At 65.5% G+C, this 21,461-nt stretch carries 19 protein-coding genes and 6 pseudogenes; 10 read left to right on the forward strand and 15 right to left on the reverse strand.

The features are described from left to right. Positions 1–6 precede the first annotated feature (6 nt). Both SNOUR_RS40720 and SNOUR_RS40725 read right to left on the reverse strand, forming a co-directional pair. Positions 7–1,098 carry an ISAs1 family transposase gene (locus tag SNOUR_RS40720; protein ID WP_159426061.1) on the reverse strand — a complete coding sequence of 364 codons (1,092 nt, stop codon included), beginning with the start codon at positions 1,096–1,098 and terminating at the stop codon, positions 7–9. A 210-nt stretch (positions 1,099–1,308) separates the two neighbouring features. Then, a pseudogene (locus SNOUR_RS40725) lies at positions 1,309–2,116 on the reverse strand (transposase family protein). A gap of 166 nt (positions 2,117–2,282) precedes the next feature. Between SNOUR_RS40725 and SNOUR_RS40730 the strand changes: the two are divergent. Continuing rightward, a pseudogene (locus SNOUR_RS40730) lies at positions 2,283–3,087 on the forward strand (transposase family protein). On the opposite strand, the gene SNOUR_RS49415 reads toward SNOUR_RS40730, so the two are convergent. The 4 genes from SNOUR_RS49415 to SNOUR_RS44100 form a co-directional block, all read right to left on the reverse strand. Next, positions 3,079–3,348, reverse strand: coding sequence for a MerR family transcriptional regulator (locus SNOUR_RS49415; RefSeq protein ID WP_376738570.1), 270 nt, complete (start codon positions 3,346–3,348; stop codon positions 3,079–3,081). The pseudogene SNOUR_RS40730 and the gene SNOUR_RS49415 overlap by 9 nt on opposite strands. A gap of 183 nt (positions 3,349–3,531) precedes the next feature. Then, entirely contained in the window at positions 3,532–4,050 is a 519-nt protein-coding gene (locus tag SNOUR_RS40735) for a GNAT family N-acetyltransferase (protein WP_067357356.1), read from the reverse strand. Beyond that, positions 4,047–5,303 carry an IS256 family transposase gene (locus SNOUR_RS40740; RefSeq protein WP_079143263.1) on the reverse strand — a complete coding sequence of 419 codons (1,257 nt, stop codon included), beginning with the start codon at positions 5,301–5,303 and terminating at the stop codon, positions 4,047–4,049. The genes SNOUR_RS40735 and SNOUR_RS40740 overlap by 4 nt, the downstream gene beginning before the upstream one ends. A 118-nt stretch (positions 5,304–5,421) precedes the next feature. Then, the gene (locus SNOUR_RS44100) at positions 5,422–6,150 is read right to left on the reverse strand and encodes an ImmA/IrrE family metallo-endopeptidase (protein WP_159426062.1); all 729 of its coding nucleotides are present in this window, start codon (positions 6,148–6,150) and stop codon (positions 5,422–5,424) included. Between the two features lie 610 nt (positions 6,151–6,760). Here SNOUR_RS44100 and SNOUR_RS40745 point away from each other — a divergent pair. Next, positions 6,761–7,117, forward strand: coding sequence for a transposase (locus SNOUR_RS40745; RefSeq protein WP_067357361.1), 357 nt, complete (start codon positions 6,761–6,763; stop codon positions 7,115–7,117). 21 nt (positions 7,118–7,138) lie between these two features. Here the strand turns inward: SNOUR_RS40745 and SNOUR_RS40750 are convergent. Beyond that, positions 7,139–7,943 (reverse strand): annotated as a pseudogene (locus SNOUR_RS40750) (transposase family protein). Positions 7,944–8,362: 419 nt separating this feature from the next. Here SNOUR_RS40750 and SNOUR_RS40755 point away from each other — a divergent pair. Together SNOUR_RS40755 and SNOUR_RS40760 are read left to right on the forward strand one after the other, a co-directional pair. Beyond that, entirely contained in the window at positions 8,363–9,619 is a 1,257-nt protein-coding gene (locus tag SNOUR_RS40755; protein WP_079143263.1) for an IS256 family transposase, read from the forward strand. Then, the gene (locus tag SNOUR_RS40760; RefSeq protein ID WP_067357356.1) at positions 9,616–10,134 is read left to right on the forward strand and encodes a GNAT family N-acetyltransferase; all 519 of its coding nucleotides are present in this window, start codon (positions 9,616–9,618) and stop codon (positions 10,132–10,134) included. The genes SNOUR_RS40755 and SNOUR_RS40760 overlap by 4 nt, the downstream gene beginning before the upstream one ends. 29 nt (positions 10,135–10,163) lie before the next feature. On the opposite strand, the pseudogene SNOUR_RS40765 reads toward SNOUR_RS40760, so the two are convergent. From SNOUR_RS40765 to SNOUR_RS48915, 3 genes and pseudogenes are all read right to left on the reverse strand, one after another. Beyond that, positions 10,164–10,499: pseudogene (locus SNOUR_RS40765) on the reverse strand (transposase family protein); the annotation flags it as partial. Between the two features lie 229 nt (positions 10,500–10,728). Next, complete coding sequence (locus SNOUR_RS48910) at positions 10,729–11,496, reverse strand: ISAs1 family transposase (RefSeq protein WP_312635688.1); 768 nt, start codon at positions 11,494–11,496, stop codon at positions 10,729–10,731. Then, entirely contained in the window at positions 11,427–11,936 is a 510-nt protein-coding gene (locus SNOUR_RS48915) for a transposase family protein (protein WP_312635690.1), read from the reverse strand. Before SNOUR_RS48915 ends, SNOUR_RS48910 begins: the two co-directional genes overlap by 70 nt. A gap of 337 nt (positions 11,937–12,273) precedes the next feature. On the opposite strand from SNOUR_RS48915, the gene SNOUR_RS44105 reads away from it, so the two are divergent. Continuing rightward, entirely contained in the window at positions 12,274–12,756 is a 483-nt protein-coding gene (locus SNOUR_RS44105) for a DoxX family protein (RefSeq protein ID WP_079143265.1), read from the forward strand. A gap of 151 nt (positions 12,757–12,907) precedes the next feature. Here SNOUR_RS44105 and SNOUR_RS40775 read toward each other — a convergent pair whose 3' ends face one another. Next, the gene (locus SNOUR_RS40775; RefSeq protein WP_067342856.1) at positions 12,908–14,116 is read right to left on the reverse strand and encodes an IS110 family RNA-guided transposase; all 1,209 of its coding nucleotides are present in this window, start codon (positions 14,114–14,116) and stop codon (positions 12,908–12,910) included. A 286-nt stretch (positions 14,117–14,402) separates the two neighbouring features. Between SNOUR_RS40775 and SNOUR_RS40780 the strand changes: the two genes are divergently transcribed. The 4 genes and pseudogenes from SNOUR_RS40780 (at position 14,403) to SNOUR_RS40795 (ending at position 17,315) form a co-directional block, all read left to right on the forward strand. After that, positions 14,403–14,648 carry a helix-turn-helix domain-containing protein gene (locus SNOUR_RS40780; RefSeq protein WP_159426064.1) on the forward strand — a complete coding sequence of 82 codons (246 nt, stop codon included), beginning with the start codon at positions 14,403–14,405 and terminating at the stop codon, positions 14,646–14,648. Between the two features lie 11 nt (positions 14,649–14,659). After that, positions 14,660–15,391, forward strand: coding sequence for an IS630 family transposase (locus tag SNOUR_RS40785; RefSeq protein ID WP_099055770.1), 732 nt, complete (start codon positions 14,660–14,662; stop codon positions 15,389–15,391). 248 nt (positions 15,392–15,639) lie between these two features. Further along, positions 15,640–16,444 (forward strand): annotated as a pseudogene (locus SNOUR_RS40790) (transposase family protein). Next, a pseudogene (locus SNOUR_RS40795) lies at positions 16,441–17,315 on the forward strand (IS982 family transposase). Before SNOUR_RS40790 ends, SNOUR_RS40795 begins: the two co-directional pseudogenes overlap by 4 nt. A 206-nt stretch (positions 17,316–17,521) precedes the next feature. Here the strand turns inward: SNOUR_RS40795 and SNOUR_RS40800 are convergent. Further along, a complete protein-coding gene (locus SNOUR_RS40800) occupies positions 17,522–19,066 on the reverse strand; it encodes an ISL3 family transposase (RefSeq protein WP_174717938.1) in 1,545 nt (514 codons plus the stop codon). 30 nt (positions 19,067–19,096) lie between these two features. Continuing rightward, a complete protein-coding gene (locus tag SNOUR_RS40805) occupies positions 19,097–19,402 on the reverse strand; it encodes a helix-turn-helix domain-containing protein (protein ID WP_079143266.1) in 306 nt (101 codons plus the stop codon). Positions 19,403–19,558: 156 nt separating this feature from the next. Between SNOUR_RS40805 and SNOUR_RS40810 the strand changes: the two genes are divergently transcribed. Continuing rightward, the gene (locus tag SNOUR_RS40810) at positions 19,559–19,852 is read left to right on the forward strand and encodes a hypothetical protein (protein ID WP_067357371.1); all 294 of its coding nucleotides are present in this window, start codon (positions 19,559–19,561) and stop codon (positions 19,850–19,852) included. 125 nt (positions 19,853–19,977) lie between these two features. On the opposite strand, the gene SNOUR_RS40815 is transcribed toward SNOUR_RS40810, so the two are convergent. Together SNOUR_RS40815 and SNOUR_RS45695 are read right to left on the reverse strand one after the other, a co-directional pair. Next, on the reverse strand, positions 19,978–20,742 hold the full coding sequence (locus SNOUR_RS40815; RefSeq protein ID WP_067343085.1) for a transposase family protein: 765 nt from the start codon (positions 20,740–20,742) through the stop codon (positions 19,978–19,980). A 162-nt stretch (positions 20,743–20,904) separates the two neighbouring features. Continuing rightward, complete coding sequence (locus SNOUR_RS45695; protein WP_159426065.1) at positions 20,905–21,339, reverse strand: ImmA/IrrE family metallo-endopeptidase; 435 nt, start codon at positions 21,337–21,339, stop codon at positions 20,905–20,907. Positions 21,340–21,461: the final 122 nt, after the last annotated feature.

Raw genomic sequence — 21,461 nt, forward strand, 5'->3', positions numbered from 1 at the left:
AAGAAGCTAATTACTGTGTGTTTCCGCAGGTCGGGGTGGTAGTCCGAGGAGGTCCAGGGGTGTGGTGAAGGGGTGGTAGGACTGCTCGCGGACTGCTTGGGCGATGTTGGTGGCCCCGTTCTTCCGTAGCAGGTTCATCGCGATGTTGCGGAGTGTGGCCATGTTTTCGGGCCCGTGTCCGGGCTGGATGCGGGAGCGGTCCTCGGACCACACTGCGTCTCGAACGTAATGGATCTTGTTCTCGATAGCCCAGTGCCCCCGGACGGCGGCGGCGAGCTGATGCGGTTTGGCCTGCTGGGACGTCAAGTCGGTGATGACGTGGATGATTTCGCGGGTCTGCTTGCCCGTGGCGATCTCGGTGCGGGTGCGGTAGATCCGCGCCACTTGCGCCACATGGGGAAAGTCCAGGCCGTCGTGCGTCAGCACGGTGATGGTGCGCCGCTCCAGCTGTCCGTGTGCTCGACTCTGCTCGGTGTGCCGGGCCTTCGCCCGCTCCCACGGCAGGCGCCGGCACGCCGCGTACAGCGTCGGCTGGTTGGCCTTCATCGCCATGACGAAGTGTGCCTTCTTCGCCTCGATGAGGAACTTCGCGGTCTCGGTCTGGGTGTGGAGCGCGTCCAGGGTCACCCAGGTGTCGGTCAGGTCGACGTCGGCGTACAACTGGCGCAGGCACGGGATCTCGTTCGTCTTGTCCGGGATGCGCATCTGCCCGGTGACCAGGCCATTCTCATCGCAACCTGACAGCAAGTGCGCAGAGTGGGCGGTGCGGGTGCGCGAGCTGCGAACGCTTTTGCCGTCCACCGCCAGACGCTCAGGACGCCCTTCCGTCATGGCGCGGCCGGTCAGCAGAGCCGTGAGCCCCTGCGGGCAGGTCATCAACAGCAGACGCCGGACAGTGTCCTTGGCCGGAACGGGGCGGACTCCGAGGCTTCCGTTGGAGGGAAAGTCCAGGCGGGCACGCGCGTCCTGGGTGCTGTGACGCAGCCAGTCGGCGATCGCCGTGAAGGACGTGGCACCCGCGATCACCGCGGCCTGCGCGGCACGAAGGACCGGAAGCAACGGCCAGCGCCGACCCCGGCGACTACGGGAATCGAACACCTCCGGATCCCCATCGACAATTGCGGAGTGTGAGCAAAGGGATATGGCAGGATACGACAACGCCGAAGTTCCGTTCTGGACAGCCGAGTTGGAGTCTCAGCTGATCCCAACGGAACTTCGGCTCTTCAGGTCGCGGGGGCCTCCCACCAGCCCAGATCCATGATCAACAGGAACTTGCGTCAGCCCTGCCAGAAAACCAGTGAACCTCTTTCATCCTGAGTATTGGCAGGTCAAGAGGGTGTGCACGGCTGCCACAGTCCTGCCGATGCGGTTGGTTGAGCAGCGCGCTCGCCGCAGCAGTCGCCAGGACTTGAGGCGGGCGAAGGCGCGTTCGCCGGGAGCGCGCAGGCCGGCGTGGTCGCGGTTGTACTGCTGGTAGTGCTCGGGCAGGTCGCGGTAGCCGTAGTACGGGGTGCGGACAGTGGCGCCGGCGCCCTGGTAAGCGCGGTCGGCCAGGACGAGGATCTGGCGGCTGAGGCAGGCCTGGACGATGCCGTGGGCGCGTGCTGCGGTCAGGTCGTGGGTTCGGCCCGGCGTTGCCCGTGAGAACCACAGCGGTGTGCCGTCGGGACGTGCGATGACCTGGACGTTCATGCCATGCTTCTTGTGTTTCTGCGAGTAGTACGGCTCGTCGGCCTTGATGCGGTCGGTGGGGATGAGCGTGCCGTCGAGGATGACGAAGTCGCCTTCGCCCAAGCCGACGAGGGCCTCGTGCAGTCCCGGCGCCCACGAGGCGAGGACTTCGACGGTCTCGTGTACATACCGCCACGCGGTGGCCTCGGAAACTCCGAACCCGGCACCGACCTGTGCCAACGTCTCGTTCTTCCGCAGGTGTGCCAGAACCAGAAGGGCCTGCTTGAAGCAGCTCAACCTCCGCCAGGCCGAGCGAAGTTCACGCCTTCGGGCGTAGATGAGCCAGGAGACGTGCTCGACCAGCTCGTGCGGGACGTCGAGCATGGAAGGATACGGAACCAACAAAGCCCCCCGCGGCCGATGGCGTGTTGAGTGAGATCACCACACCAACGACGAGGGGCTTCGCCATGTCACCCCACCTGACCAGCCCATTTCACCCGGCCGGAACAGGATGAAAGAGGTTCAGTGAACCTCTTTCATCCTGCCTCTGCGAGGGTGAAATGCCTGGTCAGAGGGGAGTTGGTGACAAGACAGGGCCCCTGGTCGTTGCTGTGGTGACATCACTCATCACGCAGCGTCCGAGGAGCCCTGTTGGTTCCGTATTCTTCCATGCGCGACGTCCCGCACGAACTCGTTGAGCACGTTTCCTGGCTGATCCATGCCCGCCGGCAGGAGCTGAACTCGCCCTGGCGACGGCTCGGTTGCTTCAAGCAGGCCCTACTGGTGTTGGCGCACCTTCGGAAGAACGAGACGTTCGCGCAGGTCGGAGCCGGTTTCGGGGTATCGGAGGCGACGGCTTGGCGGTACGTGGACGAGACCTTGATGATCCTCGCCTCGTGGGCACCCGGCCTGCGCGAGGCCCTGGTGGGCCTGGGTGAGGGCGACTTCGTCGTCGTTGACGGGACACTGATCCCCACCGACCGCATCGCCGCAGACGAGCCGTACTACAGCCAAAAACACAAGCGGCACGGAATGAACGTGCAGGTCATCGCGTCCCCAGACGGCACTCCACTGTGGTTCTCCCGCGCGTTGCCCGGACGCACCCACGACCTGACCGCGGCACGGGCTCACGGCATCGTCCAGGCCTGCCTCACCAGGCAGATCCTCGTCCTGGCCGACCGCGCCTACCAAGGCGCCGGCGCAACCGTCCGCACCCCCTACAAGAACCACCGCGAACAACCCGACCACTACCAACTGTTCAACCGCGACCACGCCCGCCTCCGAGCACCAGGCGAACGCGCCTTCGCCCAACTCAAGCAATGGCGGACCCTCCGCCAGGCACGATGCTCAACCAACCGCATCAGCCGCATCGTCCAGGCCGTTCACACGCTCCTGACCTGCGACTACTCAGGATGAAAGAGGTTCAGTGGATGAAGAATCTGCAGTCGTCGAGACCTGCCGTTGTCGAACCCGTCGATCTCGTTCGACTTTCAATATGTGCGATTCGAGGAACAGGTGAACTTTTTTGCCGCGTCGGTAGCTTGCTGTCGGGGTCAAGTAGCCACGTCTTACCCATTGTCGAATGCAAGCTGGTGTGACATGAGCGACTTCCGCAGCCTCCCTCGCCGTCAGTAGGCGGCGCGTTGGATCGTCGTAATTAGGCAGGGAGGATGACATTGGTAACTCCACAGGTTAAAGGGGGGGCAGGTCGAGGTTGCGACTGCTGGTGAGAACCGCATCCCCTGCGGCTGTAGACTGCATTTCTTTGCGTTGCTTCTATAGTTGGGGATTGCTTCGAATTTAGGGAGCTATTTTCTGTTGGTGAAGTGAGTAATAGTCAAGACCTGTGGATCGGTGAAGTTATCGGCTGATGCTCCGGTGCCATCGGATCTCGCCTTCGTGCCATTCGTCGGTGGGTGTGAGCCCGGCGGCAGTGGCGACGGCAGCGGATGCCCGATGTTCGGGGTGGATGTGGGCGATGACGGTGTGCACCGGCTGCCGGCCGAGCCAGTCGACGAGCCCTTGGGCTGCTTCGGTGGCGATGCCCCTTCCCTGCCACGGGGTCCCCACCACCCAGGCGATCTCGGCGATGGGGCCGTGGCCGGAGGGGCTGACCGTCGCCTGGACTGTGCCCGTCAGGCAGGACTCGTCACGGAGCCGGATCACCCAGTTCAGCCAGGACACGGCCGGATCGGGAGAGCCTGCCGTCATGCGCTGGTAGCGCGAGCGCAGGGCTTGCGGGGCGTCCGGCGTGCCGCCGATGAAGGTGTGGAGGGCCGGGTCGGACAGCACCGCGGCCATCTCCTCGGCGTGCTCGACGTGCAGTGGCAGCAGGTCGAGCCTGCTGGTGTTGATGGGCTGGGCCGCGAGGGTACTCATGCTGCGACCACCACGGGGCGTTCGACGAGCTGGCCGCGTTCGAAGCGGGCACCTGTCCGGACGAGGGCGACGAGGTGGGGTGCGTTCACGGCCCGCCACCGTTGCTGGGCGGACTCGACGAGTTTGAAGACCATGGCCAGGGCGGCGGTGCGGGAGCCGGCGCCACGGGTGACCTTGGTCCGCAGTCGGACGGTGGAGAAGGTCGACTCAATGGGGTTCGTGGTCCGCAGATGGATCCAGTGCTCGGCCGGGAAGCCGTAAAACGCCAGCAGTTGCTCCTGGTCGTCGGTGATCTTCTTGACCGCCTTGGGGAACTTCGCGCCATAGAGCTGGGCGAACGTCTTGATCGCCACCTCGGCGTGGTCGCGATCCTCCGCGTTGTAGATGTCCTGGATCGCCCTCTTCGCGCCCGGCTGCGCGGACTTCGGCATGGAGTCGAGGACGTTGGCCGTTTTGTGAACCCAACACCTCTGCTCGTGGGTTTCGGGGAACACCTCCGCCAGGGCCTTCCAGAAGCCTAGGGCGCCGTCGCCGACCGCGAGGACCGGGGCGCGCATGCCCCGGCGGGCGCAGTCCCGCAGCAGGTCAGCCCATGACTCGCCGGATTCTCGGTAGCCGTCCTTGAGGGCGACGAGCTCCTTGGAGCCGTCGGCGCGAACCCCGATGAGCACCAGGACGCACGCCTTGGCCTCCTCCAGACGGACGTTGAGGTGGATGCCGTCGGCCCACACGTAGACGTAGTCGACCTCCGACAGGTCGCGGTCCATGAAGGCGGCGTGGTCGGACTGCCACTGCGTCGTCAGCCGGGTAACCGTCGCCGCCGACAGCCCGGCAGAGGAGCCGAGGAACTGCTCCAGGGCGGGCACGAAGTCGCCAGAGGACAGGCCGTGCAAGTAGAGCAGGGGCAGCACCTCGCTGATCTTCGGCGACTTGCGGCACCACGGCGGCAGGATCGCGGACGAGAACCGCCTGCGCTCGCCGGTCTGTTCGTCGACGCGCTTGTCGTTCACCCGCGGCGCCTTCACCTCGACCACGCCCGCAGCGGTGGTGACCTGCCGGGGTTGGTGATAGCTGTTGCGGACCACCAGGCGGCGCCCCCTGGCGTCGCGCTCATCAGTCAACTCGGCTATGTAAGCGTTGACTTCGGCCTCCAGTGCGGCGGCCAGCATCCGCCGTGCGCCTTCCCGAACAACCTCATCCAACAGCGAACTGCCGCTTGGCGTGGTTCCGTCCTCGTTGACTACGGTAAGCACCGGCGTGCCTTCCCGACCGACGCGGCAACGTCGGCCTATCGATCGATCCATCGGGAAGGTACGCCTCCTTCCGTCAGGAGTGATCCACAGGTATTGAGCATTGCTCGGCTCTGACGGATCAGAAGCCATCGGATTCAGTGCCCAGCCAGCGTTGTTCGTCGTGCTCCTCGGCTAGCAGCCGTGCGCGGTAAACGCGTGTAGTAACTCCGAGTTCACGTGCGATGTCGGCTGATGAGAGCCTAGATTCGCGGGCTATGGCCAGCTGTACGGGGCTGATGAGTTTACGTGCAGCCCACATTTCTGCAGCACGCTCTTGAGTGAAAGACGTAATGGTTGTGACACCTTCACCCGTGTAAGCGCAGCGTTGATGCTTCAGGACGATGTGCGCTAGCTCATGTGTGAGGGAGCAGCGTTTTTGGATGAGGCTCAGACCGAGACTGCAAAGCACCTTCCCTTGTTCGGGGTCCCAGGCTGCAAGTGCGCCGTGGAGAGGGACATACTGGATGGGGACGCCCATCCTCTGAAGCTCTGTCTCGGGGTCGAAAGCGGAAGTGACCGGCTGCACATGTGAGGAAAGGGTGTCTTCGTTCACACTGTTTTCTCGATTCAGTGTCGTAGACATCCCAATCTGGCACGGCACGTTGACGACCCGTTCCAGCTCCGCGTCCGCCTCCAGAATATCAACTCTGTTGATGCGTCCGGTCTTGATGAACTGACCGAGTACCTCCTCTGCTGCCCCAAGCCGCGCGACCTCGGCTTCGATCTCCGCAAGCTCTTTGCGTAGTCGCTCAGCTTGGTTGGTCAGGGTTGCCCGCCGCTGCATCACCCAGGTTAGTACCTCCGCCATCGGCGGCTCCTTAACAGTGGGAACACCTCTTCGGGCCGTGCGAACCATTGAGCCCTCGGCCGGAAAGACAGCTTACGAGCTGTTGCGTGATGGTGGGCTACGTCACTACTAGTGTCGCCGCTGGTAGTCGGCATAATTCGGTTGAGGCGATTAGGCCAATCGGATGATTCTCGTGTACCGGCTGTTCACGGGTATCTCCTGGAGGCATCTGAGTTTTTTGGTCTCGGGTGGCAGAAGAATCCCCAGCTTTCTTACTCTAGGGTGAAGGTAGCTCCAACCATTGACGTGAGGTGGCGGGGCTGCGGCGGGGCCCGGTGGCGAATCCGTCACTTCTCCTGGTGGGCATCGGCCTGCATATGCAGTTGTGCTGTGCCATTGGCGTTTACCGTGTGGCGGTGAGGATTCTCCGTCTCGACGGCGGTCGAACTCTGGCTCCCTGAAGGCAGCGCATCAAAAGTGACCCATTGGTGATCTTCGTCTGACTCTGACCTTGGCCTCAATTCGTCAGCGGTGATCGCTGTCTGACGAGGCTGCGACTTCGTCCCGTTTGTTGCGCCGGTGGGGTGTGTGGGGGCTTTGAGGTGGCCCCGGTGGTGTGGACACTTTGGCAATGGATCTTGCAGGTCCGCGGAAGGGTGTCTTGGGGGGAGGTTGGTCTGCGTATCCGGAGGAGTTCAGGAATGATGCCGTCGTGTTGTACTGGGCGGTGGGTGGGAAGCGCATGTATGCGGCGGTCGCGGTGGATATCGGGGTGACCGGCGAGACGCTGCGGAGCTGGGTGCGCCAGGCCGACGAACAGGCTGGCCGCACTCACAGCTTTGGCGGGCAGAACCCAGAGAGCCGGGGCGAGGAACTGGCCCGGCTGTGCGCGGAGAACAGCCGGCTGCGCAAGGCCGAGAAGGAGTGGGAGCTCGAGCGGGAGATCCTGCGCTGGGCGGCGGCCTATTTCGCAAAAGAGATGAAGTGAAGACCCGCCACTGAACCTCTTTCATCCTGAGTAGTCGCAGGTCAGGAGCGTGTGAACGGCCTGGACGATGCGGCTGATGCGGTTGGTTGAGCATCGTGCCTGGCGGAGGGTCCGCCATTGCTTGAGTTGGGCGAAGGCGCGTTCGCCTGGTGCTCGGAGGCGGGCGTGGTCGCGGTTGAACAGTTGGTAGTGGTCGGGTTGTTCGCGGTGGTTCTTGTAGGGGGTGCGGACGGTTGAGCCGGCGCCTTGGTAGGCGCGGTCGGCCAGGACGAGGATCTGCCTGGTGAGGCAGGCCTGGACGATGCCGTGAGCCCGTGCCGCGGTCAGGTCGTGGGTGCGTCCGGGCAACGCGCGGGAGAACCACAGTGGAGTGCCGTCTGGGGACACGATGACCTGCACGTTCATTCCGTGCCGCTTGTGTTTTTGGCTGTAGTACGGCTCGTCTGCGGCGATGCGGTCGGTGGGGATCAGTGTCCCGTCAACGACGACGAAGTCGCCCTCACCCAGGCCCACCAGGGCCTCGCGCAGGCCGGGTGCCCACGAGGCGAGGATCATCAAGGTCTCGTCCACGTACCGCCAAGCCGTCGCCTCCGATACCCCGAAACCGGCTCCGACCTGCGCGAACGTCTCGTTCTTCCGAAGGTGCGCCAACACCAGTAGGGCCTGCTTGAAGCAACCGAGCCGTCGCCAGGGCGAGTTCAGCTCCTGCCGGCGGGCATGGATCAGCCAGGAAACGTGCTCAACGAGTTCGTGCGGGACGTCGCGCATGGAAGAATACGGAACCAACAGGGCTCCTCGGACGCTGCGTGATGAGTGATGTCACCACAGCAACGACCAGGGGCCCTGTCTTGTCACCAACTCCCCTCTGACCAGGCATTTCACCCTCGCAGAGGCAGGATGAAAGAGGTTCACTGAGCCTTTTTCATCCTCGGCTCGGTGCGCAGCACCAACCATGTCCGACCTGCGGAAACACTGTCGTCCGTCACCCTCGCAACCCCAGGATGAAAGAGGCTCACTGATGCTGGACTCCCTCGCCTCGTCCGCGCAGGGACCAGCAGCAATTGTCAGTACAGGGCAGTCTTCCGCGATCGCCGACCGGTCCTGGCCTGAAGACGCGGCGATCGGGCGCGGCGGCGGACGAGCAATGCTCAATACCTGTGGATCACTCCTGACGGAAGGAGGCGTACCTTCCCGATGGATCGATCGATAGGCCGACGTTGCCGCGTCGGTCGGGAAGGCACGCCGGTGCTTACCGTAGTCAACGAGGACGGAACCACGCCAAGCGGCAGTTCGCTGTTGGATGAGGTTGTTCGGGAAGGCGCACGGCGGATGCTGGCCGCCGCACTGGAGGCCGAAGTCAACGCTTACATAGCCGAGTTGACTGATGAGCGCGACGCCAGGGGGCGCCGCCTGGTGGTCCGCAACAGCTATCACCAACCCCGGCAGGTCACCACCGCTGCGGGCGTGGTCGAGGTGAAGGCGCCGCGGGTGAACGACAAGCGCGTCGACGAACAGACCGGCGAGCGCAGGCGGTTCTCGTCCGCGATCCTGCCGCCGTGGTGCCGCAAGTCGCCGAAGATCAGCGAGGTGCTGCCCCTGCTCTACTTGCACGGCCTGTCCTCTGGCGACTTCGTGCCCGCCCTGGAGCAGTTCCTCGGCTCCTCTGCCGGGCTGTCGGCGGCGACGGTTACCCGGCTGACGACGCAGTGGCAGTCCGACCACGCCGCCTTCATGGACCGCGACCTGTCGGAGGTCGACTACGTCTACGTGTGGGCCGACGGCATCCACCTCAACGTCCGTCTGGAGGAGGCCAAGGCGTGCGTCCTGGTGCTCATCGGGGTTCGCGCCGACGGCTCCAAGGAGCTCGTCGCCCTCAAGGACGGCTACCGAGAATCCGGCGAGTCATGGGCTGACCTGCTGCGGGACTGCGCCCGCCGGGGCATGCGCGCCCCGGTCCTCGCGGTCGGCGACGGCGCCCTAGGCTTCTGGAAGGCCCTGGCGGAGGTGTTCCCCGAAACCCACGAGCAGAGGTGTTGGGTTCACAAAACGGCCAACGTCCTCGACTCCATGCCGAAGTCCGCGCAGCCGGGCGCGAAGAGGGCGATCCAGGACATCTACAACGCGGAGGATCGCGACCACGCCGAGGTGGCGATCAAGACGTTCGCCCAGCTCTATGGCGCGAAGTTCCCCAAGGCGGTCAAGAAGATCACCGACGACCAGGAGCAACTGCTGGCGTTTTACGGCTTCCCGGCCGAGCACTGGATCCATCTGCGGACCACGAACCCCATTGAGTCGACCTTCTCCACCGTCCGACTGCGGACCAAGGTCACCCGTGGCGCCGGCTCCCGCACCGCCGCCCTGGCCATGGTCTTCAAACTCGTCGAGTCCGCCCAGCAACGGTGGCGGGCCGTGAACGCACCCCACCTCGTCGCCCTCGTCCGGACAGGTGCCCGCTTCGAACGCGGCCAGCTCGTCGAACGCCCCGTGGTGGTCGCAGCATGAGTACCCTCGCGGCCCAGCCCATCAACACCAGCAGGCTCGACCTGCTGCCACTGCACGTCGAGCACGCCGAGGAGATGGCCGCGGTGCTGTCCGACCCGGCCCTCCACACCTTCATCGGCGGCACGCCGGACGCCCCGCAAGCCCTGCGCTCGCGCTACCAGCGCATGACGGCAGGCTCTCCCGATCCGGCCGTGTCCTGGCTGAACTGGGTGATCCGGCTCCGTGACGAGTCCTGCCTGACGGGCACAGTCCAGGCGACGGTCAGCCCCTCCGGCCACGGCCCCATCGCCGAGATCGCCTGGGTGGTGGGGACCCCGTGGCAGGGAAGGGGCATCGCCACCGAAGCAGCCCAAGGGCTCGTCGACTGGCTCGGCCGGCAGCCGGTGCACACCGTCATCGCCCACATCCACCCCGAACATCGGGCATCCGCTGCCGTCGCCACTGCCGCCGGGCTCACACCCACCGACGAATGGCACGAAGGCGAGATCCGATGGCACCGGAGCATCAGCCGATAACTTCACCGATCCACAGGTCTTGACTATTACTCGCGCCCTGGTGGCCGTTTGAGTCCGGTGGTGACCCAGGGGCCGGCGCCCGTGTAGGCACGGTCGGCGAGGACGGGGACACCCTGGCGTTCGCAGATCCGGATCATCCGGTGGGTACGGGCCGCGGTGAGGTCATGAGTGCGGCCCGGCAGGGCGGGCGAGATCCACAGCAGCTCGCCGGCCGGATCGGTGAGGACCTGGACGTTCACGCCGTGCCGGCGGTGCTTGGCCGAGTAGTCCGCCCGGCTGTCGCCGACGCGGTCGCACTCGGCGAGGGTCCCGTCCAGCAGGACGAAGTCCGGATCGTGCTTGCGCAGCGTCTTGAGCAGGCCAGGGGTGGCAATCCCCTGGGATCGTGGAGTCTTCGTCTATGCGGCTTGAGTCCGTGAACGGGCCTCAGCACGCCGCTGGTCCTGGCGCATCTGCGGAAGAACGAGACGTATCGGCAGGTCTGAGCAGGAGCTTCTTCAAAACGGCCACTGAGCTTCTTCAGCTTGGTCATGCAGGAGTGACAGGGGTCCCGGGAGTCAGGGTGGCGTCGTTCAGGGGTTGTGTCGGGTTTGATCACGTGATGCCGAGGGTGGTCAGCGGCCGTGTGGCGTCTCGGCTGTGCGTGCGCAGGCTGGCGGCGATGTTGTCACATCCGGTGAGGCGGAGTGCGCCGATGGCCAGGTTGCGTAGGGCTGCCATGGCCCGGGGGGCGGTGCCGGTCCGTACGCGCGAGGCGTCCTCGGCGAAGGCGGTGTCGCGGAGGTGATGGATCTTGTTCTCGATGCCCCAGTGTTCGCGCACGCGGTGTGCGATCTCGGGAGCGCCAGCCTGCTCGGCGGTGAGGTCGGTGACTGCGTAGACGCGCTCCAGGGTGACCTTGCCGGTGGTGACTGTCCGGCGGCGACGTACGATCTGCACGGCTTGGGCGGAGTGGGGGAAGGCGAGGCCGCGGGTGACGGTGGCGGTCTTGACGCGGCGGATCTCGTCCCGGCCGTGTGCGGTGGCGCGGGTCTTGCCCAGCAGCGGGACGTCTCGCCAGGGCAGTTGCTTCATCTGCTGGTGCAGCAGCGGCTGGTTCCCCTTGATCACGGCGATGTAGTGGGCGTTCTTCTCCTCCACCAGGAAGCGGGCGTGGGCCTGCTGGGAGTGCAGGGCGTCGAAGGTGACCACGGTGTCGGTCAGGTCGAGCTCGGTGAGCATCGGCTGGAAGACGGTGATCTCGTTGGTCTTGGAGCCGACCTCGCGCTGGGCGGTGACCAGGCCGGTTCCGGTCATCGCGGCGAGCAGGTGGACCTGGGTGCCGTTGGTGCAGCGGGCGCCGCGGACTGTCTTGCCGTCCACGGCCAGTGAGCGGCGGGGCCGATGGGCCGCGTTCTGGCCGGCGGATGGGGGCCTGGGTCGCGGGCGGCGAGCCAGGCGCCGACTGCCGCATCGAGGGCGTCGCCGTCAACGCGCTGCAGGACTCGGCGCACGGTGGCCTCGGCAGGGGCGGCAGGGCCGGTGGGTTCGCGGGTTGGGCCGCCGAGCACGGTGAGCACGGCGGCCGGTGCGTCGGCCGCCCATTCAGCGATCGCCGTCAGCGATTTCGCGCCGGCCAGCACCGCACACGCGGCGAGCGCAAGGACGAAGCAGAGGGGATGACGGCGGCCCTTGGCCCGGCGCGGATCGGGCACCGTCACGAGGCAGCCCAGCAGATGCGGGTGTTCCCCAGGGTCGGAGGGGCGAGCGCCGGCGAGTTGGCCCAGGCCGACTGGGATGAGCGATGATGAGCGGACAGGCACGGTCTTCCGTTGCGGTGATCAGGGACTCAACACCTCATGATCACCCGGAGGCCGTGCCTGCCTGCGCCCCGCCCCAGCCCCGAACTCCATCACCGCGCCAGCCACCTGAACCGTCATCAAGCGGGACAGACCCGCTGAACGACGAAGCCCTGGGCCGGGAGTTGATTCAACTCAGATCTCGGGATTTGAGTTCTCAACCAACCGGCTTCTTCCCTCTGCCGTCACTCGTTCGGTGGCCGAGCTGAAGAAGCTCACCGGAGAGACGCCCTCCTGACTTGCCGAAACGGAGGGCGAAAGAGGCTCAATAAAAGGTCGACAATAGACTGGAGTTCCCTAAATGTGGGCCGCATTCGACTCGCTTACCCAGAAAGCAACCCCACACGTGGTCGCACTCTTCCGCATAGTTGTCGCGTTTCTCTTTGCCTGCCACGGCGCATCCTCAATCTTTGGCGTCCTCGGCGGCTCAATGGGTACGGGTAGAACCGTCCTCACAGCCTCCTGGCCAGGCTGGTACGCTGCAGTTATTCAACTGACCGGCGGCATACTCGTCCTGATAGGACTGAGATCCCGTGCCGCCGCGTTCGTCAACTCCGGCTCAATGGCGTATGCCTACTTCTCCGTTCATCAGGGCACTTCACTGTGGCCCTTACAAAACGGCGGAGAAGCGTCCGTGATGTTCTGTTGGGCTTTCGCATTGATCGTCTTCATCGGGCCGGGCAGCTGGGCATTGGACCACGCCCTCCTCGGCAAAAGCGAGCTGAAGAAGTCCGCTCAACGATCCCAAATATTCCGGAGATCCTCCAAGATCTCCGGAATATAACTTTTCCCCATAAAGACTCCGCGGCAGGAAATATTGAGGCGGAACTGTTGAGTTGCTTGTCTCGTTGAGGGGGGTGTGGCTGAGTCTGGGGATCTGCGGCGGGTGATGCCGGCGGGGGGTGCCTCTATGTCCTTCGGCAAGGCGGAGTGGGTCATGCGGGGGCGGTTTCGGGGGTGCGTAGTTCGTAGAAGGTGCCGTCGGGGAGCATGGCGAAGAGCACGCTGATGCGGTGGCGTGCGAGGCGGAGGAGGGCTTGCGTGTGGGTTTTCCTGCGGGCTCGGCATTTGTCGTAGTAGGTGCGGGAGGCGTGGTCGTGCAGGGCGGCGAACGCGGAGAGGAACATTGCGCGTTTGAGCTGCCGGTTTCCGCCTCGGGGTGCGTGTTCGCCGTGGATCGAGGTCCCGGAGGACTTGGTGGCCGGGGCGAGGCCGGCGTAGGAGGCGAGGTGGGCGGCGGTGGGGAAGCTGGTTCCGTCGCCGACGGTGACCAGCAGGACGGCGGCGGTCCTGACCGCGACCCCGGGCATCGAGGTCAGGACCGGGGAAAGAGGGTGGGCCTCCAGCAGTTCGCTGATCTGGGCTTCCAGGGCCCTGCGCTGTTCGTGGACGGCCGTGAGGGAACGGGCCAGGGACGGGATGACCACGTCCAGGGTGCCGGTCCCGGGGACGACGACGGTCTGTTCGTCCAGGGCGTCGAAGATGTCGTCGATCAGTCGGGTGGCCATGCGCGGGGCCTTGGGGCGGATCACCTCAACGAGTCTGCGGCGTCCGGCTTTTCGCAGGGCGGCCGGGGATCCGTAGCGTTCCAGCAGCCAGGTCACCGCGACGTGGTCGAGGCGGGGACCCAGGACTCGCTCCAGGCTGGGGTGGAACTGGGTGAGCAGGCCGCGGATGCGGTTGGAGGTGCGGGTGGTCTCGGCCGCGAGGTCCTGGTCGAAGCCGACGAGCACGGTCAGCTCAGCGGTGTTCTCGTCGGTCACCTCCAGCGAGCGCAGGGTGTGCGGCATGGTGCGGGCCGCGTCCGCGATGACCGCGGCGTCTTTCGCATCGGTCTTGGCCTCGCCCGGGTAGAGGTCGGCGATCCGCCGCATCGCCAGTCCCGGCAGGTAGGCGACCTTGCAGCCCGCGTCGCGGGCGACGGTCAGCGGGAGGGCGCCGATGGAGGCGGGCTGGTCCACGATCACCAGGACGGTGCCGAACTTCGCGGCCAGCTTGTCGAACACGGCCCGCAGTTTCGGCTCGCTGTTGGGCAGGGGCTTGTCGAAGACCTTCTTGCCGGCCGGGGTGAGTCCGTGGCCGTGGTGAGCGGTCTTGCCGACGTCCAGGCCGAGGAACACGCCCACGTCTTCGGTATCGAACATCGCGCCCTTCCAGGAACGTTGCCGGTGTCGGCCTCGGCGTCGGTGTCGTACGCGCGCATCCACGTTATGCAGACCTGCCGCCCGCGAGCGGCCGGGCATTGCACCCGGCCAGGCGGCGGTCGGACCTCTTACTCAGCGTCTCCGACGGCACCTCCCGGGCCCGGTGACACCACCCCCCAGGTCATGCCTTCGACAGGGGGGAACAGTCATGCCGGGCCCGGAGGCCAGCGGCCCTCTTGCAGGACCGCGAAAAACATAACGGTGGGAAGTGGTGCGGTTGCGTGTGGTGGCTGCGCTGGAGTCGGGGCAGGTGAAGGGGTATCGGCAGGCGGCTGAGGTGTTCCAGGTGGCGGAGCGGTCGGTCGGCTCCTGGTGGCGTGCCTACCAGGCGGGTGGCTGGGAGGCTTTGGTGGTGAGACGGACGAGCCGGCCGGGTCCGCACGAGAAGATCGGCCCGGAGGACCGTGCGGTCCTGTTTCAGGCGATGGCCGACTACACGCCCGAGGAGCTGCTGATCGCGAGGAGCTGCTGATCGGCGGGCCCTTGTGGACGAGGCTCCTGGTCGCCGAGCTGGTGCGGATGGTCACCGGGGTGGTGATGACGGAGCGCGGTGTGGGCAAGTGGCTGCGGCGGTACGGTTTCTCCCCGCAGCGGCCCGACCGCCGCTCCTACCGCCAGGACCAGGCGAAAGTGGATGCCTGGCTGAGGGACGAGTACCCGGCGATCGCCGCCCGGGCGAAGACGGAGAACGCGGTGGTGGCCTGGGCCGACCAGTGCGGGCTGCGCTCCGATACGGCCCCGCCCGGCACGTCCTGGGCCCCGAAGAGCCAAACTCCCATCGCGCGGGTGTCCAGCCGCCGCTTCAAGGTCAACACCATGTCCGCAATCACCTCACGCGGCACGCTCTACTTCACCGTGTTCACCGAGAGGTTCACCGCGAAGACCTTCACCGGATTCCTGGACCGGCTTGCCCGTCAGGCCGGCCGGAAGGTCCACGTGATTGCCGACCGGCACCCGGTCCACCGCAGCAAGGCCGTGACCGCCTGGCTCAAGGCAAACACCGAGCGGATCGAGCTGCACCTGATGCCCGACTACAGCCCCGAACCCAACCCGGACGAGCCCCTCAATGCGGACATCAAACGCCACATCCACGCCGCCCGCGCCCACTCGGCCGACGACCTCGCCCACGAAACCCGCCGCTCCCACCACCAGCGCCAACCGGCCATCGTCCGCAGCTACATCCACGCCCGCCACGTCCGCTACACCCTCCAATAAGGCAACTCAACAGTTCCGCCTCAATATATTGTGAAGCAGGGAGAAGGCGCAGTAGCAATGGTGAACCTTTCCATCCTCGGCTCGGTGCGCAGCGCGAGCCATCTCTGATCCCGTAAACGCTTTCACCTGTCACCCTCGGAGGCCCAGGATGAAAAACACTCAGTGAACCTCTTTCATCCTGCCTCTGCGAGGGTGAAATGCCTGGTCAGAGGGGAGTTGGTGACAAGACAGGGCCCCTGGTCGTTGCTGTGGTGACATCACTCATCACGCAGCGTCCGAGGAGCCCTGTTGGTTCCGTATTCTTCCATGCTCGACGTCCCGCACGAACTCGTTGAGCACGTTTCCTGGCTGATCCATGCCCGCCGGCAGGAGCTGAACTCGCCCTGGCGACGGCTCGGTTGCTTCAAGCAGGCCCTACTGGTGTTGGCGCACCTTCGGAAGAACGAGACGTTCGCGCAGGTCGGAGCCGGTTTCGGGGTATCGGAGGCGACGGCTTGGCGGTACGTGGACGAGACCTTGATGATCCTCGCCTCGTGGGCACCCGGCCTGCGCGAGGCCCTGGTGGGCCTGGGTGAGGGCGACTTCGTCGTCGTTGACGGGACACTGATCCCCACCGACCGCATCGCCGCAGACGAGCCGTACTACAGCCAAAAACACAAGCGGCACGGAATGAACGTGCAGGTCATCGCGTCCCCAGACGGCACTCCACTGTGGTTCTCCCGCGCGTTGCCCGGACGCACCCACGACCTGACCGCGGCACGGGCTCACGGCATCGTCCAGGCCTGCCTCACCAGGCAGATCCTCGTCCTGGCCGACCGCGCCTACCAAGGCGCCGGCGCAACCGTCCGCACCCCCTACAAAAACCACCGCGAACAACCCGACCACTACCAACTGTTCAACCGCGACCACGCCCGCCTCCGAGCACCAGGCGAACGCGCCTTCGCCCAACTCAAGCAATGGCGGACCCTCCGCCAGGCACGATGCTCAACCAACCGCATCAGCCGCATCGTCCAGGCCGTTCACACGCTCCTGACCTGCGACTACTCAGGATGAAAGAGGTTCAGTGTGTGAATACAGACTTGGACTCCCTCGCGACCGCACTTTACGTCAGGACCGACGACCTACTGAAGGACTCACCGCAACTCGCTCCCTGGCGGCCTGCCGTGGGCATCGCGCCGCAGCTCAGCGACGCGGAGCTGGTGACCTTGGCGATGATGCAGGCGATGCTCGGCTTCACCTCCGAGGCCCGCTGGCTGCGGCATGCCGCGCCCACCTGTGGACCCTCTTCCCTTACCTGCCGAAGCAGCCCGGCTACAACAAGCGGTTGCGCAAGGCCACCGGCCTCATCCGGTGCCTCACCCGTGCGTTGGCCTGCGGCACCACGCTGTGGAGCGACGACGTGTGGGTCGTGGACTCCACACCGGTCAAGTGCGGCCGATCCCGCGAGACCGTCAAACGCTCCGACCTTGCCGGATGGGTCCAATATGGATACTGCGCCAGCCACACCCGCTACTTCTGGGGACTTCGACTGCACCTGGTCTGCACCCTTCATGGCCTTCCGATCGCCTTCGCGGTGACTGGCGCCAAGGCCGATGAGCGAGAGAGACTGCTGGACATCCTTGCAGTCGAGCCGCAGCTCACCGACGAGCGTCCGGGACAGACTCTGATCGGCGATAAGAACTACTTCGGCAGCGAGTTCGAGCAGCAGCTGGCTGAACTGGACATCCAACTGCTGCGGCCGTCCCGCAAGGGCGAGGCCGAGCGTCCTGGATCACAGCTGTTCAAGCCCCTGAGGCAGATCATCGAATCGGTCAACGAGACTTTCAAAGGTCAACTCGACCTCGAACGCCACCGTGGCCGCACTCCCAGCGGGGTGGCCGTCCGTGTTCTGCAACGCATCCTCGCCCTCACCGCAGCGATCTAGCACAACGACCACACCGGCCAGCCGACCATGCGCTCTCTCACCGCTTACGACCACTGAACCCCTTGGAATCGATCATCTAGGGAACCAGGCACACGGCAGCACGGTTCCTCAACCGTGTGACACTTCCCTGCGTATGTCAACTGTCACTGGAGGGTCTGTCAAACGAGCGGCTCTGGCCCGTAGTCGGTGGTGACGCCGAGTAGCGGTCAGGGCAGAAGGATGCGGTGGCGGAGGAGGTCGAATCCGGCGCGTCCGTGCATCTGTCTCATGATCCTCTTGGTGCGGGTGTTGACGCCTTCGGTGCGGCCGTTGTGGTAGGGCAAGGTGAGGCCGGCGTTCACAGCGGGCCGGTCGATTTCGAGGCCGTTGGTGAAGCTGCGCAGGTGGGGTAGGTCGACGGCACTGGCGGCCGTGATCCACTTGGTGAGTTTCACGTCGTTGCCCTCGACCGGTTTCAGCAGGGCGGCGAAGCCGCCTACGAGATCGGCGAGTGCGGTCATCTCCGGGCAGGCCGCGGCAATCCTCTCCAGCAGGGTCGTTTCCTTCGGGCGCAGGTTTTCGGGGTCGGTGAGCAGGAGACGGCCGGCGTGACGTGGGGTGGTGACGGGGCGGTCGCCTTCAGCACGGCCCTGATTGAGGTAGCGGACCAGGAGGTTCGCGCTGCCGGTGTAGCCCAACTCCCGGATCTCTTCGAGGAGATGGGTGACAGGAACTGCCGGTTCGGCCGCGCGGCGGGTGCGCAGATGGTCGCGGTAGGGGGCGACGAGGGTGGGCCGGTAGGTGGGGGCGATGCGCAGGGCCTGGGGTTCGGGCATGCGGGCGTAGCGTTTGACGGTGTTCAGGGCCAGGTCCAGGCGGCGGGAGCAGTCGAGCAGGCCGACGCCCTGGCCGAGGAGGTCGTGGATCTTGTTCCAGCGTTCGCGGGTGGTCTGCTCGCGTACTCCGCCGGGGCGGGGCGGGTTGATGGTGGCCCAGCAGCCGGTGTGCGCGCGGACCTCGAGCTGGACTTTGTCGCAGAGGTTTCTCCAGAGGTGCCATCGGTCGCTGACCTGTACCGCGTGGGGCAGGGCGCGGCGGATGGCCTCGGCGTAAGTGGCCGAGCCGTCGCGGCACACGACCTCGACACCAGGATGTTCGCGCAGCCAGGACTCCAGGGTGGCCCTCTCGCGGTCGGGCAGGACCGCGACGCGTCGGCCGGTCTCGGCATCCGTGATGATCGTGGCGTAGCGGTGGCGGCGGCGCAGGGCGAAATCATCCACGCCGATCACTCGCGGGACCGACTGCTGCGGCAGTGGCAGGCGCCGCAGATGGAGCAGCGCGGTACTCCGGGAAACGGGCATGGCCAGCAGGCCGGCCAGGCGTGCGGCCGCCCGGCCGCATAACTCCCGCGCCACCTGGGATATCTGCCCGGCAAGCCGCACCGTGCGGCGCTGATGACGCTCCAGCAGTCCGGGAATCTGCTCGCGGAAGGTCTGCCGCCAGCAGCCCAGGACCGGACAGGCCAGCCGCCGTACGCGCAAGCGGACGACGACCTGGCGGCCGTCGACCGGCACGTCCCTCACCGTCCGGCCGTGGTACCCGTGCACCTTCGCCGTCGGCGTCCCGCACTCCGGACACGGCACCGCCACGTCCCGGGTCCGGGCCGAGACCACCACCGTGTCGCCGCCGTCCGCCACGTCCTCGACGACCAGCGCCGAAAGCCCCGAAATCCCCGAAAACACCGTCCCAATAAGGGAGTTGATATCCACCACAAAATCATGATCAAGGGCGGCTACTCGGCGTCACCACCGACTACGGGCCAGAGCCAACCAGTTGACATCCCCCTTCGCGATCAGAGCGCCTACCTGGGAACGCGTCCACAGCTGACCCGTAAGCCCCAGGTCGCAGGGCTGGTGATCCAGCACCGCCTGCCGCACCGCCGCCTGCTCGGCGGCGGACAGCACCTGATGCTCGCCCACCCGCTTCCCCCTCGGCCGCGCGGTGAGCGCCTCACGCCCTCCTGCCAGCCACTTCGCCCACCAGCTGTCCACTGCCTTGAGCGAGACCCCGAACACCGCCGCGACGTCCTCACGATCCCGTCCCTCCACAACCCGGCCACCGCCCGCAACCGCAAAGCCTCCTAAGCTAAAGGCGACAAATGCCGTGCGTCCCTCACCAGTTCACTCACACAGCGATCAACGAATCAGAACCCCAACTGTTTCGGATCGATAATCGAGAGTACAGCGTGGGACCGCGGGCTGTCCGTGGGGGCCGACGGGAAGGGCGTGGTCGGGCATGCGGGAGCGGTGCTGCTGCGCCGGCTCGCCGACCGGACAGGGTTGGTCACCGCGCTGGCCAGGGTGTTTCCCACGGGCGGGAGTGGTTGGCGGGACCGGGCGGTGGTCTTCGTGCGGCTGGCGATATCGATCGCTCTGGGTGCCCGGAGCGTTCTCGAGGCCGCCCACGAAACCCGCCGCTTCCTATGGCGCCGCCAGCACCAACCCCACATCATCCGCAGCTACTTCCACGCGCGCCACGTCCGCTACACCCTCGAATAAGCAACCCAACAGTTCCGGCCCAATAACCACGTCGCGGCACACCGGAAGAAGGCGTTGAACCAGTTCTCACTCTTCTTCGAGGACCGGCTCAACACCACGTGAAAGGCGAGGAGCCTTTTCCAACCTCAGGTTGTGGTGTTGAGGGTCAGGGTGAGGATGGCTTGGGCGGTGTGGGTGATGCGGGTGGTGCTGCAGCGGAGCTTTCTGAGGAGACGCCAGTTCTTGAGGGTGGCCATGGCGCGTTCGCCGAGGGCGCGGATTTTTGCGTGGGCACGGTTGACGGCTTGCTGACCGTGGGAGAGGTGCTTCCAACGGCCGCGATACGGGACACGGACGGTGCCGCCGGCGCCTTGGTATCCCTTGTCCGCCCAGCATGTGACGCCACATGAGGCGAGAGCCTCGATGATGCTGTGGGTTCGGGCGGCTTTGATGTCGTGGACGGCTCCTGGCAGTGCGGGTGAGGCCCATAGGATCCGGCCGAAGGGGTCGGCGAGGACTTGCACGTTCATGCCGTGCCGCTTGTGTTTCCCGGAGTAGTACGGGCGGTCGGCGGCGACGCGGTCGATGGGGAGTAGTGTCCCGTCGAGGATCACGAAAGCCTTGCCTGCCGCGGTCTTCATCGCCTGCTGCAACGTCGGGGCAAGAGCGGCCAGGACGCCGATGCCCTCGTGGACGTAGCGGCACACGGTGGCGATACCGATCGCGAAGCCCGCTGCGAGGCGGGCATAGGTGTCCCCGCAGCGCAGGTGCGCCAGGACCAGAAGGGCCTGTCGGCCTGCAGTCAGCCGACGCCACCGCGTCCCGATCTGCCGACGATGGACTGTCAGGCGGCCGGCGAGGAACTGCAGGGACGCGCTGGACAGATCGATCGCCGACGGGTAGACAAGCACACGAAGCTCCTGGTGGGACACGGTTGATCTTGGTCGACAACCCGTCTACCAGGAGCTTCGTCGTTCCGTCCACCCCGCCCGAACCACACCCCCACCAACCACATCAGGTTGGAAAAGGCTCGAGGACTTACGCAAGGTCCCAGACAATCCCAGCCTTCCTGGTTAGAATCCGACGAAGTCGGTGCCTAGCCAGCGTTGTTCGTCGTGTTGTTCGGCTAGTAGGCGTGCGCGGAAGATGCGGGGTGTGGTTCCTAGTTCGCGTGCGACTGCGGTGGGGCGGAGTCCGGATTCGCGGGCGGCGGCTAGTTGGACGGCGCTGATGAGTTTGCGGGCGGCCCACATTTCTGCTGAGCGCTCTTGGGTGATGGATGCGATGGTTGTGACGCTGTCGTCTGCGTAGGCGCATCGTTGGTGTTTGAGTGAGATGTGTGCTAGCTCGTGTGTGAGTGCGCAGCGTTTTTGGATGGGGTTGAGGCCGACGCTGCAATACACCTTTCCGTGTTCTGCGTCCCAGGCTGCAAGGACGTCTTGGAGAGCTAGGTAGTGGATGGGGATGCTGAGTTTCTCCAGTTCGACTTCAGGGTCAAACGTGGACACGTTGGGCTCCTGTCCTCCGTCAGAGTTGCTTTTGTGAAGTATGCGCGCTACGGGATGAGGAAAAACCTTCTGGCCGGTGGAGAACAGAGGGCTCGCGGTGCGTGTGATGCTTTTTCACCGAG

Source organism: Streptomyces noursei ATCC 11455, assembly GCF_001704275.1.
GTDB classification, from domain to species: domain Bacteria; phylum Actinomycetota; class Actinomycetes; order Streptomycetales; family Streptomycetaceae; genus Streptomyces; species Streptomyces noursei.

Excerpts from the sequence above, each read along its gene's own strand:
- SNOUR_RS40775 (WP_067342856.1), bottom strand. The coding sequence starts at position 14,116 with ATGTTCGATACCGAAGACGTGGGCGTGTTCCTCGGCCTGGACGTCGGC.
- SNOUR_RS49415 (WP_376738570.1), bottom strand. The coding sequence starts at position 3,348 with ATGTCATCCTCCCTGCCTAATTACGACGATCCAACGCGCCGCCTACTG.
- SNOUR_RS44105 (WP_079143265.1), top strand. The coding sequence starts at position 12,274 with ATGTGGGCCGCATTCGACTCGCTTACCCAGAAAGCAACCCCACACGTG.
- SNOUR_RS40745 (WP_067357361.1), top strand. The coding sequence starts at position 6,761 with ATGGATCTTGCAGGTCCGCGGAAGGGTGTCTTGGGGGGAGGTTGGTCT.
- SNOUR_RS40735 (WP_067357356.1), bottom strand. The coding sequence starts at position 4,050 with ATGAGTACCCTCGCGGCCCAGCCCATCAACACCAGCAGGCTCGACCTG.
- SNOUR_RS40760 (WP_067357356.1), top strand. The coding sequence starts at position 9,616 with ATGAGTACCCTCGCGGCCCAGCCCATCAACACCAGCAGGCTCGACCTG.
- SNOUR_RS44100 (WP_159426062.1), bottom strand. The coding sequence starts at position 6,150 with ATGGCGGAGGTACTAACCTGGGTGATGCAGCGGCGGGCAACCCTGACC.